The sequence below is a fragment of the Arthrobacter sp. YD2 genome, assembly GCF_030410475.1.
GTDB lineage: Bacteria > Actinomycetota > Actinomycetes > Actinomycetales > Micrococcaceae > Arthrobacter_B > Arthrobacter_B zhangbolii.
On record NZ_JAUHHB010000002.1, the window covers coordinates 560,627 to 576,422 of the forward strand.

At 66.6% G+C, this 15,796-nt stretch carries 14 protein-coding genes and 1 riboswitch; of the genes, 7 read left to right on the plus strand and 7 right to left on the minus strand.

Features of this window, described 5'->3' with window-relative positions:
• Positions 1 to 63 precede the first annotated feature (63 nt).
• A complete protein-coding gene (locus tag QWJ37_RS09180; protein WP_290245101.1) occupies positions 64 to 957 on the plus strand; it encodes an arginase family protein in 894 nt (297 codons plus the stop codon).
• A 51-nt stretch (positions 958 to 1,008) separates the two neighbouring features.
• Here QWJ37_RS09180 and QWJ37_RS09185 read toward each other — a convergent pair whose 3' ends face one another.
• Positions 1,009 to 2,529 carry a carboxylesterase/lipase family protein gene (locus QWJ37_RS09185; protein WP_290245102.1) on the minus strand — a complete coding sequence of 507 codons (1,521 nt, stop codon included), beginning with the start codon at positions 2,527 to 2,529 and terminating at the stop codon, positions 1,009 to 1,011.
• Positions 2,530 to 2,716: 187 nt separating this feature from the next.
• Here QWJ37_RS09185 and QWJ37_RS09190 point away from each other — a divergent pair, with 187 nt between their 5' ends.
• A complete protein-coding gene (locus QWJ37_RS09190; protein ID WP_290245103.1) occupies positions 2,717 to 3,376 on the plus strand; it encodes an SDR family oxidoreductase in 660 nt (219 codons plus the stop codon).
• Positions 3,377 to 3,507: 131 nt separating this feature from the next.
• The gene (locus QWJ37_RS09195; protein WP_290245104.1) at positions 3,508 to 4,347 is read left to right on the plus strand and encodes an SDR family oxidoreductase; all 840 of its coding nucleotides are present in this window, start codon (positions 3,508 to 3,510) and stop codon (positions 4,345 to 4,347) included.
• Here the strand turns inward: QWJ37_RS09195 and QWJ37_RS09200 are convergent.
• Positions 4,344 to 5,189 (minus strand): lysophospholipid acyltransferase family protein, encoded by an 846-nt coding sequence (locus tag QWJ37_RS09200; protein ID WP_290245105.1) that lies wholly within the window; start codon positions 5,187 to 5,189, stop codon positions 4,344 to 4,346. The two genes, QWJ37_RS09195 and QWJ37_RS09200, sit on opposite strands and share 4 nt — an antisense overlap.
• A 152-nt stretch (positions 5,190 to 5,341) precedes the next feature.
• On the opposite strand from QWJ37_RS09200, the gene QWJ37_RS09205 reads away from it, so the two are divergent.
• Complete coding sequence (locus tag QWJ37_RS09205; protein ID WP_290245106.1) at positions 5,342 to 6,316, plus strand: alpha/beta hydrolase; 975 nt, start codon at positions 5,342 to 5,344, stop codon at positions 6,314 to 6,316.
• On the opposite strand, the gene QWJ37_RS09210 is transcribed toward QWJ37_RS09205, so the two are convergent.
• Positions 6,296 to 7,051, minus strand: coding sequence for a glycosyltransferase family 2 protein (locus QWJ37_RS09210; RefSeq protein ID WP_290245107.1), 756 nt, complete (start codon positions 7,049 to 7,051; stop codon positions 6,296 to 6,298). The two genes, QWJ37_RS09205 and QWJ37_RS09210, sit on opposite strands and share 21 nt — an antisense overlap.
• A 241-nt stretch (positions 7,052 to 7,292) precedes the next feature.
• Here QWJ37_RS09210 and QWJ37_RS09215 point away from each other — a divergent pair, with 241 nt between their 5' ends.
• Together QWJ37_RS09215 and QWJ37_RS09220 are read left to right on the plus strand one after the other, a co-directional pair.
• Positions 7,293 to 8,345, plus strand: coding sequence for a YeeE/YedE family protein (locus QWJ37_RS09215; protein WP_227902008.1), 1,053 nt, complete (start codon positions 7,293 to 7,295; stop codon positions 8,343 to 8,345).
• 71 nt (positions 8,346 to 8,416) lie between these two features.
• Positions 8,417 to 8,644, plus strand: coding sequence for a sulfurtransferase TusA family protein (locus QWJ37_RS09220; protein ID WP_290245108.1), 228 nt, complete (start codon positions 8,417 to 8,419; stop codon positions 8,642 to 8,644).
• A gap of 94 nt (positions 8,645 to 8,738) precedes the next feature.
• Here QWJ37_RS09220 and ligD read toward each other — a convergent pair whose 3' ends face one another.
• Both ligD and QWJ37_RS09230 read right to left on the minus strand, forming a co-directional pair.
• Positions 8,739 to 9,761, minus strand: coding sequence for a non-homologous end-joining DNA ligase (ligD, locus tag QWJ37_RS09225; RefSeq protein ID WP_290245109.1), 1,023 nt, complete (start codon positions 9,759 to 9,761; stop codon positions 8,739 to 8,741).
• A 38-nt stretch (positions 9,762 to 9,799) separates the two neighbouring features.
• On the minus strand, positions 9,800 to 11,020 hold the full coding sequence (locus tag QWJ37_RS09230; protein ID WP_290245110.1) for an MFS transporter: 1,221 nt from the start codon (positions 11,018 to 11,020) through the stop codon (positions 9,800 to 9,802).
• Positions 11,021 to 11,441: 421 nt separating this feature from the next.
• Positions 11,442 to 11,588: riboswitch (cyclic di-AMP (ydaO/yuaA leader) on the plus strand.
• Between the two features lie 5 nt (positions 11,589 to 11,593).
• On the opposite strand from QWJ37_RS09230, the gene QWJ37_RS09235 reads away from it, so the two are divergent.
• Positions 11,594 to 12,493, plus strand: coding sequence for a LysM peptidoglycan-binding domain-containing protein (locus QWJ37_RS09235; protein WP_227902011.1), 900 nt, complete (start codon positions 11,594 to 11,596; stop codon positions 12,491 to 12,493).
• A 97-nt stretch (positions 12,494 to 12,590) separates the two neighbouring features.
• Here the strand turns inward: QWJ37_RS09235 and QWJ37_RS09240 are convergent, their stop codons facing one another.
• Positions 12,591 to 13,265 (minus strand): response regulator transcription factor, encoded by a 675-nt coding sequence (locus tag QWJ37_RS09240; protein WP_227927864.1) that lies wholly within the window; start codon positions 13,263 to 13,265, stop codon positions 12,591 to 12,593.
• Entirely contained in the window at positions 13,262 to 15,793 is a 2,532-nt protein-coding gene (locus QWJ37_RS09245; RefSeq protein WP_290245111.1) for an ATP-binding protein, read from the minus strand. The genes QWJ37_RS09240 and QWJ37_RS09245 overlap by 4 nt, the downstream gene beginning before the upstream one ends.
• Positions 15,794 to 15,796 lie beyond the last annotated feature (3 nt).

The window sequence follows — 15,796 nt, forward strand, 5'->3', positions numbered from 1 at the left end:
GGCCTGTTTCTGCGCGGTGCCCCGGCGGTAGGCTGGTTATCCCCTCCGCACCTAAGGACTGCCATGAATTCCATGCATCCCACCGGCCCCGGGGCCCTCCGCCTGATTTTCCCGCAGTGGCAGGGCGCCGCAGGAGCGGGAACCGTAGGGTCGCTGCCGGCAGGCCAGCCGCACCAGACCCTGCTCTCCTACCATCTGGGCCCGCCCCTGCTGGAGCTGCTTTCCCCGCTGCATGACGGGCCCACGGCCTTTGTGCCGGTAAGTACGGATACATCGGACGCGGCAGTGGAAACGGTAGACGGCATTTATGCGCGCGGCGCCGTTCTCCAGCAGCTCCGGCAGGCACTGGAGGTGATACAGGACGCTGCCCCGGAGACCGTGGTGACCTTTGGCGGGGAATGCTCGGTGAGTGTAGCTCCGTTCAGCCATCTTGCCGCACTGTACAGCGGGGATCTGGCGGTGCTGTGGGTGGATGCCCACCCGGATACCGGCACGCCGGGCGACGGTTACACCGGGTTCCGGTCAATGTCGCTGGCAACCCTGGCCGGAGAGGGTGACGAAGAGTTCCTCGCGGCGCTGCCCGCCGTGGTGCCGCCGTCCAATATTCTCCAAATCGGCCTGCGGGACTGGCAGGATCCCGGCATCGGCACCAAACAGCGCCTGGGTATCCGCAGCGTGGGCATCACGGATACACCTGAGGACACCCGCCGGATCCTGGAATGGCTGGCACTGACCGGTGCCACGAAACTGGCGGTGCACGTGGACCTGGATGTACTGGACCGGCGCGATTTTGCCGACACCACCGGCGGCGGCAGCCGCGGCGTCCGCGTTCCTGACCTGCTGCGCATCATCGATGCGGTCAGCGACGCCGGAGATATTGTCGGCTTATCGCTGGCTCAGCATGCGCCCCTGGAACTGCTCCGGTTGGGCGGCCTGCTGCGCGAGCTCCCCGTTTAGCCCCCGTCCACCCCCCCCCACGGACCACTTCCCCCCGCGCGGGTTTACGGTTCACCGGTAGCCCAGGTAGCCGTTCCACGCAACGCGCCGGACGTGGTGCGGGTCTGGCACTATCTGATCCGTCCGGTCAAAGATTTTGGTCTTGCGTGACTGTGTCTCATACGCAGGCCACATCGGCCCGGGATTCCCCGTCCGCGCAAACCGCAGCAGCGCCCCCTGGAAACGGTTGCTGACCGAAACGGCAGTGCGTCCGCCGCCGGCGAGCGTCAGGAACCGGCCGAGCCCGGAGGCATAGTTGCCGAACACAGCCGGGATATCCAGGCCGTGGGTGGCACCCAGTCCCAAAAGATGGGCCATGCGGGGAGCGTAATCGAAGCGGTAGGACCATGTTGGGGCAAACGCTGAGTGGGCCTCCGCCACCTGTATCCCCGGATGCCAGAAAACCGCATCGCCGCCAACATCCACTGCTTCCCGTTTCCCGGGATAACCGGGGTAGGCGCCCAGCACCCGGTCCTTGAGGTCAGGCCCGGTCAGGGCAAACATGGTGTCGATCCGCTCCGGCTTTGTTGGCAGCACATCCTCGAACTGGTCGAAGAGGGCACCTTCGCGGCCCATGTTGCCCATGACAAGCGGCACGCGGTGCGCCGTCCCGGCCCGGAAGGCGTCTATGGGGTGCAGTGGCAGGAAGTCACCGTCCACTACCGGTGCGACGGCGCGCGTGCCCGGTTCGGATTCCGGGGCCACGTCCCGGGTCAGGCGCACCGCCGCCTCCACCAGGCGCGACGCCGGGAGGCTGGCCAGGGCCTTTCCGGCGTCGGCTTCGGGGACGCCGAGGAGGTCCAGCAGGTTGGCGGCCCATTTTTCGGGCAGTCCCGGTCCGTAGGCCGTGGACGGTGCCGAGCTCAGGGCAATGGCCCGGTGGAACAGGCCCTTTGCCGAGGGTGCGCACATCAGGGCGGTCACGGACATGGCGCCGGCGGACTGACCGAAGATGGTCACATTGCCCGGATCTCCCCCGAACCGGGCAATGTTCCGCTGGACCCAGCGCAGGGCCGCAACCTGGTCTGCAAGGCCGCAGTTCGCGTCGAAGGGACGCTGCGGCGTGGAGTACCGGCGGAAATCCATAAAGCCCAGTGCGCCGAGCCGGTAGTTCATGCAGACGTACACAACGTCCCCGCGTTCCACCAGCCTGGTGGAGTCATACGCCTCGGCGGAAGCGGCTCCCGTGGTGAAGCCTCCGCCGTAAAGGTAAACGAGGACCGGCCGCGGCGCTGCGGGTGCCAGCGGCGCAGTGACGTTCACCGTCAGGCAATCCTCATCCATCGGCGTCCGCCGGCCGGCACCCAGGAAACCCCGGCCGCGCGGCTGCGGCGGCACCGGGCCATAAGCCGTGGCGTCGAACACCTCCGTCCATGGGCGTACCGGCTGCGGGAGGCGAAGCCGCAGCTCACCAACCGGCGGGGCGGCATAGGGGATCCCCCGCCAGGTCCGCAGGCCGCTGTTCACGGCGCCGCGCACCGGCCCTTCCATCGTTTCAACTGTGAGATCCGGCCGAACTGCAGTAAGGGACACAGTGTTCCTTCCGGGGTTCCAGGGTGTGGCGCGATCATAGCGGCCGCAGGGAACCGCCCGCTATCCCCCGGGCCGCTATTCCCGGTCCCGGAAACTAAGCCATTGGCGTAGGACGCGTTCCCTCGCAGCAAAAATATGCGAAGCATGCTTATGGTGGAGGCACGTAAGTCAACGAAAGGAATGCCGCATGTCACGCATCGCCATCATCGGGGGACACGGAAAAGTTGCACTCCACCTCGCCCGCAGGCTCACCGCCGCAAACCACTCCGTTACGTCAGTGTTCCGCAATCCGGACCACACCGCGGATGTCGAGGACACCGGGGCCGCTGCCAAGGTAGCCGACGTCCAGGACCTGTCCACGGAGGAGATGGCCGAGCTGCTGCGCGGTCATGATGCAGTGGTCTGGACTGCCGGAGCCGGCGGCGGCAGCCCCGAGCGCACCTTTGCCGTGGACCGGGACGCAGCCATCCGGTCGATGGACGCAGCCGAAGCTGCCGGCGCGAAGCGGTACGTTATGGTCTCCTACTTCGGGGCAGGCAAGGATCACGGTGTGCCGGAGGACGATGGGTTCTACGCGTACGCCGAGGCCAAGGCCGACGCCGACGAGCACCTGCGTGCCAGCGGGCTGGACTGGACCATTCTCGGCCCCAGCGCACTGACGCTGGATCCGGGTACGGGACGGATTGAAACCGGTTCGGGGGTTACCGGCAGCCAGGTATCCCGCGAGGATGTTGCCCATGTGGCAGCGGAGGTCCTCGACCGCCCCGAAACGGCAGGCCGGACCATCGAATTCAACAACGGCACAACGCCCGTAGCCGAGGCGCTGGACGCCGTGGCCGCACAGTAGCCGTGACGTAGTCCGCGGTCGGTGCCGGGGCACGTACCGGGGTGAGCCCCGGTACCTGCCCCGGCCTTCCGGTGACGGACGCCTGCACGGAGCACGCCAAGGACCAGGAGCGAAGCCAGGAAAGGACCACCATGAACCAGCCAAAGCAGCAACAGGAAGTGCCCGGAACGCAGGAGGCGATGACGCCGATTCCGGATTGCGGCGAGGAAACCTACCGCGGCAGCGGGAAGCTCGAGGGCAAAGCCGCCGTGATTACCGGTGGCGACAGCGGTATCGGCCGGGCAGTGGCCATCGCGTACGCACGCGAGGGGGCCGACGTCGTGATCTCCTACCTGAACGAGGATGCGGACGCGCGGGATACCGCCCGGCTTGTGGAAGAGGCCGGCCGCAGGGCGGTACTGGTGCGCGGAGACCTGGATACGGCAGCTCAGTGCCGCCGCGTCATCGATACCGCTGTTGACCAGTTCGGCAAGGTGGACATCCTTGTCCACAACGCGGCGTTCCAGATGGACCGCGAATCCATTGAGGAGATTCCGGACGACGAGTGGGAGTACACGTTCAAGGTGAACATCAATGCGATGTTCTATCTGGTGAAGGCAGCCCTGCCGCACATGTCCCCGGGCTCCTCAGTGATCGGCACTTCCTCGGTGAACTCCGACATGCCGGTGCCCACGCTGGCGCCGTATTCAGCAACCAAGGCAGCCATTGCCAACTTCTCCGCCAGCCTGTCGCAGCTGCTTGGCGAACGCGGCATCAGGGTCAACAGCGTGGCGCCTGGGCCCATCTGGACACCGCTGATCCCGGCCACCATGCCCGAAGACAAGGTTGAGTCCTTCGGAGCCGACACACCCCTGGGGCGGCCGGGCCAGCCGGCTGAACTGGCACCGACCTACGTGCTGCTGGCCTCTGAGGACGGCAGCTACATCTCCGGAGCCCGGATTGCCGTCACCGGAGGCAACCCCATCCTCTAGCCGGTGATCTTGTACTTCTCCCGGTCAGCTGCATCCAGTACACGCTGTTCCTCCACACCCATGGCGCTGCCGCCCCGGCTGCGTGGCATCCACCACGCACCGGGGGAGGGAGTGACCGGATACGTGTCAATGCAATGGTCGATTCCGGCCTGCAGTTCCTCCTGCAGCCGCAGGGTTTCCGCCGCGACGTCGGGATTTTCGTCAACGCGGATCATTTCGCCCACGTGCATGCGGACCGGTGTCTTCCACACCGAGGACAGGCTCAGCCCGTGTCCGCGGGTCTTCATCCGGTGGGCGCCCCAGATGGAAATCGGAATGATCGGCACACCTGCCTCGGCGGCCATGCGCACAGCGCCGGTCTTCAATTCGCGGACCGAGAAGCTGCGGCTGACCCCGGCTTCGGGGAGAACCGCAAGATAGTCTCCGCCCCGCAGCTTTTCCACGGACTCCGCATACGCAGCAGCACCGTCGGCCCGGTCCACCACCACATGCTCACACCAGTCGCAGACGGCCTTGACGAAGGGCTTTTTAGCCGCCTTCTTCGTGACCAGGAAGCGCATATGCACCTTCAGCTTCCGCCAGATGAGCAGCTCAGCGAAGGCAAAATCGAGATACCCGAAGTGCGTAATGGCTACCACGGCGCCTTTGCCGGGAACCACCTTGCGGTCCAATCCGCGGATCTGTTCGCCGGTGGGAAGATTCTCCAGGCCCGAGGGAATCACCGGGACCCGGAAGAGGCCGCGTGCGGCGAGGCCCGTGAAGACAATACCTCGGTAAACGTATTTGTTGGGGGAACGCTTTGCGGGCAACGTCAGCTCCTGGGAATGGGATGGTTCGGACATTTAGGGGCAGGCATAAAGATTCTAACGTGTGACGGCCGGCCTGCCCGGGCAGGTAGCACGCGGCACGCATCTTCCGGGTTTCTTGCCGCCTGAACAGGTCAGCAGCCTCCGCCCCGCAGACGGCGGCAGTCCGCGGCCGCTATCTTTTAGCCATGGCATTTAGGGGAATCTTTCCCGGGCGGAGGCTTCCCCGCAGACTGCACCCGGAACCGGCTGCGGGACCGGGTGCGGATCCAGGTGCAGCTGCCGCCGCGGACCCGGCTGCTGCGCGGGACGCCGCACTGGGCGACATTGACTGGACGGTCCTGCCACCGGGAACCGGGCGATCCTTTTTCCCGGCACCCAGCGGGGCCCTGGCCGCCGTCAGTATGGGCAGCCCTGCCGATACGCCGGTCATCCTTGTGCCTGGCGCCATGGGCTCCAAGGAGGATTTCTCCCTTATACTCCCCGAACTTGCCGCCGCCGGCTACTTCGCCTTCAGCTATGACCTGGCCGGCCAGTATGAGTCCGCCGGGGCCGGCCCGGAGCAACTGCACCCTCCGCGGGCCCATTATGACTACGACCTGTTTGTTGATGACCTGATCTCGGTGCTGGCCGTTCACGGCCCCGCCCATGTGGTCGGGTACTCGTTTGCCGGCGTCGTCGTCCAGCTCACGGCACTGCGGCGGCCGGACCTGTTTCGAAGCATGACCCTGCTTGGCTGTCCGCCCCGGGGCGGACAGAGTTTCCGCGGCGTAAGCCGGATCGGGTGGCTCGCTCCGCTGATCGGCGACCGGATCAGTGCGGACCTGATTGTCTGGGGGGTCAGGCGCAACTTCATCAGGGCGCCGGCAGGCCGGATGAAACTGGTCAACCTCCGCTTCACCGTCACCCGGCGGGATTCGATCCGAGACATGGTCCGGCTGATGCGCCACGCCCCGGACCTGCGCGCCGCCCTGGGCGCCACGACGGTGCCCAAATTCGTCGGTGTCGGTGCGCATGATGTGTGGCCGGTCCGGCTGCACCGGGAGTTCGCCGCGAGCATTGGCGCATCCTTTGCCGTGTACGCCACCGGACACAGCCCCAGCGAGGAATCCCCCTATCAGCTGACCCGCGACCTGCTGCGGTTATACCGCACCGCCCGCTAGGTACCGGCGTTCCCTGCGCCGGGCCAGCGGCCCCTCAGCGGCAAAATCGACCCGGAACGTTACATAGGCCATGGCCAGCCGCCTGCCCAGCCCGGCCCAGGTATGGAACGGACGGGCAGACACCCGGACGCGAAGCGTCTCGTCCCACACAACGTTCATCCACGGGCGCAGCTGGTAACTGAGGTCCAGGTCATCATGGACCCGGGGAACGCCGCGGTGGACCCGGTCCCGGACCTGTTCCCACATACTGCGGTGGAAGCCGAAGTTGGAGCCGAAGAGCGGCGGATGTCCCATCAGCAGGTTCATTGACCAGCGGTAGCCGCCGATGTACAGGTTCCGTGCAATCCACAGGATCACCGGACCTGCTCCGTAGAAATCCCCGGGGCCGGTCACCGCGGTGTCCTTGCCGGCCGCCAGCAGGGCAGTCTCCAGCTGGGCAAGCCAGTGCGGTGGCGGAACCGAATCTGCGTCGATGCGGGTCAGCCATTCACCGGCGGCCTCGTCGAAGCCGCGGAAGGTTGCTGCGGCAACACCGACACTGTCCTCCCGGACCCGGCGGACCCCGAAGGCCCGGCAGACCTCCGCGGTCCGGTCGGTGCTGGCGTTGTCCACCACCAGGATTTCATCCGGGGCACGGGTCTGCTCTGCCAGGCCCCGCAGGCACGCGGCGAGCATGGGGGCATCGTTTCGGCAAGGAATCACCACCGAGATGGTCGGCATCGCATCCCGTTCCACGGTTGGATGTACAGGGTCCTGCCCTCCGATCATCGCACCGCCCACCCGTGGCGGCCATGCATCCGTTCCTGCCTGCCCGCCCGGACGGCAAAGAAAGCCGGCGGATGTCCAGCCGTTCCGTAACCCGGCTTCATGCCCGGTCACATGGCGCCACACTCATTGAGGGCCGGGGCAGGCCCGCACTAGCGTTGCTCAACTGCGGCGGGATAGGCCGCAGTTCGTCTTCTCAGGAGTTCTTTCCATGCTAATTTCAGGCCTGCTGGTGGGGGTGGCCCTCGGTTTCGTTATGCAGCGGGGGCGCTTCTGCGTTACCGGCGCTTTCCGTGACATCTGGGTGACCCGCAATACGCGGTGGCTGACCGCTTTCCTGGTGGTGGTGGCTGTTCAGAGTGTGGGCGTCTTCGCCCTCGACGCAGCCGGAGTCATCACGCTCCATGGCGATGCCTTTCCCTGGCTCGCCACTATTGTGGGCGGCTTCATCTTTGGCTTCGCCATCGTCCTGGCCGGCGGCTGCGCCACCGGAACCTACTACCGGGCAGGTGAAGGCCTGGTGGGCAGCTGGCTTGCCCTGATTACCTATGCCCTCTTCGCCGCCATCATGAAGACGGGACCGCTGGCCGGATTCAACACGGCCATGCGCTCAGTGACCGTGGAACAAAGCAACTTTTACACCGTCCTGGGTGTTTCTCCGTGGCTGTTTGTCGCCGTACTGGTTGCCGCCGTCGCGCTGGCGGTCCGGCATCACCTGAACAAGCCCCGCATCGCAATGGCCGCCCTGCCGCCTTCCAAAACCGGCCTGGCACACCTGTTGTTCGAGAAGCCGTGGAATGCCTTCGCCACCGCGGTGGTCATCGGCATTATTGCCATTGCCGCCTGGCCGCTCAGCTGGGTCACGGGCCGTGAAGACGGTCTGGGCATCACCACACCCTCCTCCAAGCTTGTTGGCTATTTGGTGACCGGTGACGCCGAGCTGGTGGACTGGGGCGTGTTCCTGGTTGTCGGCATCCTCCTTGGCTCCTTCATTGCCGCTAAGGGCAGTGGAGAATTCCGGGTCAGGGTGCCGGACGCCGCCACCGTCATAAAAAGCCTGGGCGGAGGCGCGCTGATGGGCATTGGCGCCGCACTGGCCGGCGGGTGCACCATCGGCAACGCCATGGTGCAGACGGCGCAGTTCAGCTTCCAGGGCTGGACAGCCCTGGTCTTTATGATTCTGGGCACCGGCCTGGCCGCGAAGCTGACCATCATGAACCGCCGGCAGGCACCCGCAGCTGCGCGCGTACCGGCGGGAGTATGACCTCCGCTGCCCCACCCGCAGCCGTTTCATTCATCCATCCACCCGAAACCCCACCACAAAGGAGTCACACCGTGGCAAAAGTAACCCTGGAAACCAACGGATCCGTCTGCCCCTTCCCTCTGGTTGAAGCCAAGGAGGCCATGAAAACCATGACTGTGGGCGATGAGCTGGTCATCAACTTCGACTGCACCCAGGCCACGGACGCCATCCCCCGCTGGGCGGCCGAAAGCGGCTACCCGGTCACGGACTTCTCCAAGACCGGTCCGGCGGAGTGGTCCATTACGGTCGCAAAGGCGTAGCCCGTCCCGCGCAGGCCCGCAGCGGATTCCGGCGCCGCCGGAGTCTGCCGGGGGCACCTGGCCGGGGAGGAAACCCGGCCCGGGTACGGGTCCGTCAGTCCTTGCGGCGGGCCCGGCTGGGCTGGACCCGGGGCGGCTCCCCCGGCATCTTGGGATAGTCCGGCGGGAAGGGCAGCTCGCCCAGCCCGTTGGCCAGGTCCCGCTCCCACCAGCCCAGCAGCACGTCGATGGAGCCGGGCCGTGCATACATGTCGGCCCACGGATCCCCTACCGTACGCAGCCGCTCGGGAATGGTGGCAATGGTGAAGTCACCCGGATGCACCTGTTCGAGTTCCTCCCAGCTGATCGGGCAGGAGACGGGGGCATCCGGGAGGGCGCGGGGGCTGTAGGCCCCTGCCATGGTCCGGTCCCGGTTGGCCTGGTTGAAATCCACGAATACACGCGGGCCGCGCTCTTCCTTCCACCACGCGGTGGTCACCTTCTCCGGCATCCGCCGTTCCACCTCCCGCGCTGCGGCAATGACGGCATGGCGGACATCCTGGAACTCATGCTCCGGCCGGATCGGGGCAAAGAGGTGGATGCCGCGGTTGCCGGAGGTCTTGATGTACCCCTCCAGACCTGCCTCGGCGAGGATGGAGCGCAGTTCCAGCGCGGCCGGGACGGCGTCGTCGAAGTCCGTGCCCGGCTGGGGGTCCAGATCGATGCGCAGCTGATCGGGATTGTCCGTATTCTCCGCCCGCGAGGGCCAGGGGTGGAATACCACTGTGTTCATCTGCACCGCCCAGACCGCGGCCGCCGGCTCATCCAGCACCACCTGCGGGTGGGACCGGGCACTGGGATAGGTCACCGTAACCCCGCGCATCCACTCCGGCATGCCCCGGGGCGGATTCTTCGAGAAGAACACTTCCCCCTCGATTCCTTCGGGGAAACGCTCAAGGGAGACCGGCCGGTCCCCGTTGGCCCGAATAAAGGCTTCACCCACGTCCGCCATGTAGCGCGCCAGATCGAGCTTGGTGATCCCCGGGACGGGCCAGAGCACCCGTCCGGGACTTGAAATTCGTATCTCGCGTTCCCCGTCCGGACCGGGAACCGTCAGTGTTTCCGCCTCGCGTGCCATGGGCCTGCTCCCCTCGCTTGTGGAACGAGGGTACCCCGTCAGGCGGCGGGCGTGTCCTGAGCCACGAAGGCGGTATGGTCCGGCCGCCGGTCCTTGCGGCCGTGCACAAAGTAGTACAGCACCGTATTGCCCAGCAGCACCGCAGCGAGGACCCAGTACATACCGTGGAACCCGCTCAGCGGCAGCAGTACTCCCAGCAGGAGCGGGCCCAGACCCACTCCGGCGTCCATAAAGATGAAGAACGTGGACGTGGCCAGGCCAATCCGTGCCGGTGCGGCCATGCCCACTGCGATGGCCTGGGCGCACGGCATCAGGGCACCGAAGCCGAACCCGACGAAGACGCCGGCCACGGCCATGACAGTGTCATTGGGGGCGTAGGCAAGGAGCGCCAGGCCGGCGGCGAAGGAGAGAAGCGTGGGGTAGACCACGGCGTTGTCTCCGTGGCGGTCCTGGATCCGGCCAACGAAGAGCCGCGATACCAGCACCACCCCGGCATAGACCACAAAGAAGACGCTTGCCCCGAGGACCATGCCCTCCGTCTGGGCGTAGGAGTTCAGGAAGGAAAGGATGCCCGCGTAGGCGGCACCGGCGATGAACATTACCGAGGCAATGGGAAGCACGGACACATCGAGGATGTCGCTCAGGTGCATGCGCCACTTGTTCTTCAGTTCCTCCGGGCCCGGCGTGCGCTCGGGCAGCCGCAGCACCAGGGAAAGAATCAGGGCAACGGCGGCGCAGGCGGCAGCAAACAGGAAAAGCGCACGGTAGCTGGCCGAGTCCACCAGCAGCACGGCCAGGAACGGCCCGACGGCGGTGGCCAGGGTGGTGGAGATGCCGAAGTATCCGGTGCCTTCCCCGCGCCGGTGGGCGGGGATAAGCCCCATAACCGAGGCCGAGAGGCTGGTGCTGGCGGCACCGAAGGCGGCGCCGTGGAGCAGCCTCACTGCCAGCAGCAGGCCCAGGTTCGAGGCCGGGATGTAGAGCACCGAAGCGGCTACGAAAACTGCGAGGCTGGCGATCAGCATGCGCCGGCGGCCAATGAAATCAAGGAACTTTCCGGCAAAGACCCGGGCGGCAAGAGCGCCGATCACAAACGAACCGGAGGCAAAGCCTGCGGCGCTGTCCGACGCGGCGAACTCCTGCACCGCGTAGAGCGCCATGGTGGTCATCAGCAGGTAAAAAACGAGGGAAATGAACAGGTTCGTGACAATCGCCAGCACGAATCCCCTGGTCCATAGTTTCTGGCTGCTGCCTGACACTCGCGTTGCTCCTGTGCATCGTTGAGGCTGCCCTCGGTTGAAAGGTAGCCTAAGTATCTTATGCAGGAGAGCTGGCGCACCGGCAACCCAGATCCGCCAGGGAGAGCGACTTCACATTTTTTGTCTGCGGAACGGCGGTGTATCCCTGGCATCACGTGCACCATATACAACATCCGTTATGCGCCCCCGGCGCCGGACAACAGTCAGGCCTGAAAAATCGGCGGGAACAGTGTGACGGCATGGCATTGGATGGCATTGCAGGGGCCGGAGTGACTAGCACATCGAGGCGCCACTCACACGCTGCAGAGAACCGGATCACTAAATGGTTATCCAACCGTAACCATCTTGTACGGTTATTTCCATGCCGCTCTGAACGCGGCTCCCCCGGACTAGTTACCTAGCTCTGCCGCTTATCCGGGGTCCACAGAACGCACCATCACGGCAGGGGCGGGGGAACCAATGACGGGTTCCACGAATCCTTGGGGTTAAGTCGCCGGATTCACTCCGATGACCGGGTGTCTCCCATCCGCATCCGACAGCTCACCTCGCAGGTATCGGGAGAGGTAAATCAACATGTCATTCAATAAGAACCGTGGACGTCACCGTGCCGAGACCGCCGGCGTTTGGTCCACCATCTCACAGACCACCGTCAGCCGCGGACGGACCATCGGCAGCACCGCAGCCGTTGTAGCCGCCGGATCCGGCCTGATGCTCGGAATGGCCGCACCGGCCTCCGCAGGCGTCGTAGCGAACGACAACTACACGCCGACCCAGGCTGCAGCTCCGGCCGCACCGGTCGCAGCCCCCGTGGCTGAAGCCGCTCCCGTTGCCGCTCCGGCAGCCGCCAGCACCACCCACACCGTTCAGTCCGGTGACACCCTGGGCGCCATTGCCGCCAACTACGGCGTCAGCCTGGACAGTGTCTTCGCCCTGAACGGCCTGTCCATGGCATCGATCATCTACCCCGGCGACGTTATCACCGTCTCCGGCGAGGCAGCAGCCGCACCGGCTGCCCTGGATTACGCTGCCGCCACCTACACCACCGAGGCCTACGCCGCACCGGTCGCCCCTGCTGCCGCGGACAACGGCATCATCAGCACCCAGGCCACTTCGGTTACCCCGGCCCCGGCTCCCGCCGCCGCTGCTGCCACCGGCAGCAACGCCACCATGCTGGCATCGGCGTACTCGCAGCTGGGCGCCGCCCAGGACTGCACCGTCCTGGTTGAGGTTGCCCTGCGCGCCGCCGGCCACTCCGTGGGCGACCTTGCCCCCGCACAGCTGGCTGCCTACGGCACCCAGGTCTCCACTCCGGAGCCCGGTGACATGGTCTACTACGCCGACGGCGGCATGGGTCTGGCCCACATTGCCATCTACATCGGCAACGGCGAGGCCATCCACAGCGGCTGGAACGGCAACCAGACCGTGGTCCAGTCCGTCAACGTCGGCTCCGGCCCCGTGTTCTACCGCGCATAAGGCTTAGCGGCCCGTCCGCGCACGGCAATCCTGCCGTAGCTACGCAAAAGCGTCCGTTCCCTGAAGGGGGACGGACGCTTTTGCGTTTCCAGCGCCGTTACGGCACAAACCGGTACCCCATGCCGTGCTCGGTCAGCAGATGCTCGGGACACCCGGGGTCTACCTCCAGTTTGCGGCGCAGCTGCCCGATGTACAGCCGCAGGTAGCCCGTATCGGTGGTGCCCGGCCCCCAGACGTCGTGCAGGAGGGTATCCCGCGTCACCAACATGCCCGGGTGTGCCAGGAGGGCCGCCAGCAGGCGCCATTCAGTAGGCGTAAGGCGGATGTCGGACCCGTCCGGCAGCCGGATAATCCGCCGGGCAGCCAGATCGACACGCACCGAGCCGAAGGATATTTCGCTCGGCCCTGCCGCGGCCGGTGTCCGGCGGGACAGGGCACGGATGCGGGCCAGCAACTCCTCGGTGGAGAAGGGCTTCGTCACATAGTCGTCAGCGCCGAGGTCCAGTGCACGGACCTTGTCCGCAGGATCCATCCGGCCGGATACCACCAGGATGGGCACCGCGCTCCAGCCGCGGACCGCCTCGATGACATCCATCCCGCTCAACCCGGGCATGCCCAGGTCCAGGACCAGCAGGTCAGGATGGGTATCCACGGTTTTACGGATGGCTGCACTGCCGCTCTCGGCGGTCACCACCTCGTACCCGTACGCGGAGAGCGTGATGCGCAGGGCGCGCAGTATCTGCGTATCGTCGTCGGCCAGCAGGATCCTCATCGGGCCCCCACCGGCAGGCCGCCTGCCCCGGCGGACACACGGTCCGCGGCAGGCAGCGAAAGGACCATGGTCAGCCCGCCGCCGGGTGTGTCTTCGGCCTCCAAGGTGCCGCCCATACCTTCAGTGAATCCCTTCGCCAGTGCCAGTCCCAGCCCCAGGCCGGTTTGATTGTCCGTGTCGCCCAGCCGTTGGAACGGCGTGAAGATGTCCGGTTGCCGTGGTTCCGGGACACCGGGGCCCGAGTCTATGACACGGATTTCCACCCGTCCGGAAAACTCGCTCACGGCCAGCACGGCTCTGGCCGACTCCGGGCTGAACCGTACGGCGTTAGCCAGGAGATTGACCAGCACCCGCTGCAGCAGCACCGGATCGGCAAGAACATTCCGGCCGTCCACAGGAATCCCGAGTTCCACCTCGGCCGGGCCCAGGTCCAGTTCCTCCAGTGCCGGCAGCACGGCATCGGCAACATTCAGCGGCTCCAGGTTCACCCCGACCACCCCCGCCTGCAGCCGGCTGACGTCCAGCAGGCTGGTCACCAGCGTGGAAAGGGACGCGAGTGATTCCTCGGCAGTGGCAAGCAGCTCGCTGCGGTCCTGCTCGGACCAGGTGACGTCCGTGGCCCGCAGTCCGGTAACCGCGGCGGTGGCCGCCGTCAGCGGCCGGCGCAGGTCGTGTCCCACGGCGGCCAGCAACGCCGTGCGTACCTTGTCCGCCTCGGCCAGGGACCCGAGCCCGCGGGCCGTCTCGGTCAGTTCCCGGTGCTCCAGTGCCGCTTCCAGCTGGGCGGTGATGACCGCCAGCAGCCGGCGGTCCGACGCCGCCAGTTCACGCCCCCACAGATCCAGGAAGGCGCGTTCCCCCACCGGCAGCCGGGTGAAGGCCGGGTCCCCCGGCGGGAGATCTGCCGGCCAGTCGCCGTCGGCGTACAGGTCCATGCCGTCCGCCCTCAGCCGCGCCGCGCCCAGGGTAAACGCCTCACGGGTGCGCCCCACCAGGGCGGCCAGGGCATCCTCACCCCGCAGCACGCTGCCCGCGACCGAAGCCAGCAGTTCGGATTCCGACGCCGACCGCCGGGCGGTGCGGGCACGGCGCGCCGCCGCATCCACCACGTAGCTGACCAGCAGCGCGTTCACCACGTACAGGCCCAGGGCCAGCATGTGGGAGGGCGTGGCAACCGTGACCGTGTAGAGCGGCTGGATAAAGAAGAAGTCCAGCGTGAGACCCGAAAGCAGCGCGGCGAACAGTGCCGGCCAGATCCCGCCCACCAGCGCCACCAGAATCACCAGCAGCTGGTAGCTCAGGACATCGCCGGTGATGGTCTCGGCGCTCCGGACGGCCACCAGCCCGGCGGTAAGCAGCGGACCTCCGGCCAGGGCCAAGGCAAAACCCAGCAGGCGGCGGCGCCTGGAGAGTGCACCGCCGAAGTGCGGCAGTACCAGCGCCCGTGCTGCCGCCGAGTGGGACACGATGTGGACATCAATGTCCCCCGACTCCCGGATCACGGTGGCACCGATCCCGGGGCCGGAGAGCAGCGCCGCAATCCGCGGGCGGCGGCTCACGCCGACTACCAGCTGTGTGGCGTTCACGCCGCGGGCAAAGTCCACCAGTGCCTTGGGAATGTCGTGGCCCACCACCTGGTGGAAGGTGCCGCCCAGTTTTTCCGCCAGGATCCGCTGCGCCGCCAGCTCCCCGGGCTCTGCTCCGCGCAGCCCGTCCGCACCGGCAATGTGGACGGCCAGCAGTTTCCCGCCGGCCGACCGGGCGGCTATCCGCGCACCCCGGCGCAGCAGCGTTCGTCCTTCGGGGCCGCCGGTCAGGGCTACGACAACCCGTTCCCGGGCTTCCCATTTACGGTGAATGCCCTGTTCCGCACGGTACCGGTTCAGTGCCGAGTCCACCTCGTCCGCCAGCCACAGCAGGGCCAGCTCGCGCAGCGCGGTGAGGTTGCCCAGCCTGAAGTAGTTGGACAGCGCGGCGTCCACGCGTTCGGCCGGGTAGATCACCCCGTCGGCCAGCCGTCCCCGCAGGGACTGCGGCGCCAGGTCAACCAGTTCCACCTGTTCGGCCTCGCGCAGGACGGCGTCCGGTACGGTTTCGGCCTGCAGGGTGCCGGTGATCTGCTCGATCACGTCATTAAGCGAATCGACGTGCTGGATGTTCACGGTGGACAGGACGTTGATCCCGGCATTGAGCAGGGCCTGCACGTCCTGCCACCGCTTTTCATGCTTCAGTCCGGGGACATTGGTATGGGCCAGTTCGTCCACCAGCGCATACTCCGGGGCGCGGGCCAGGACGGCGTCCAGGTCCAGCTCCGTGAGCGCCAGCCCGCGGTGGTGCAGGACGGCGCGCGGGACTGTCTCCAGGCCCTCGGCCTGGGCAGCTGTCGCTGCACGGCCGTGGGTCTCCACCAGCGCGACGACGACGTCCGCCCCCTCGCTGCGGAGGCGGCGCCCTTCCTCCAGCATGGCGTAGGTCTTCCCCACACCGGGCGCCGCCCCCAGGAATACCCTCAGTTGTCCCCGCGTCATGGA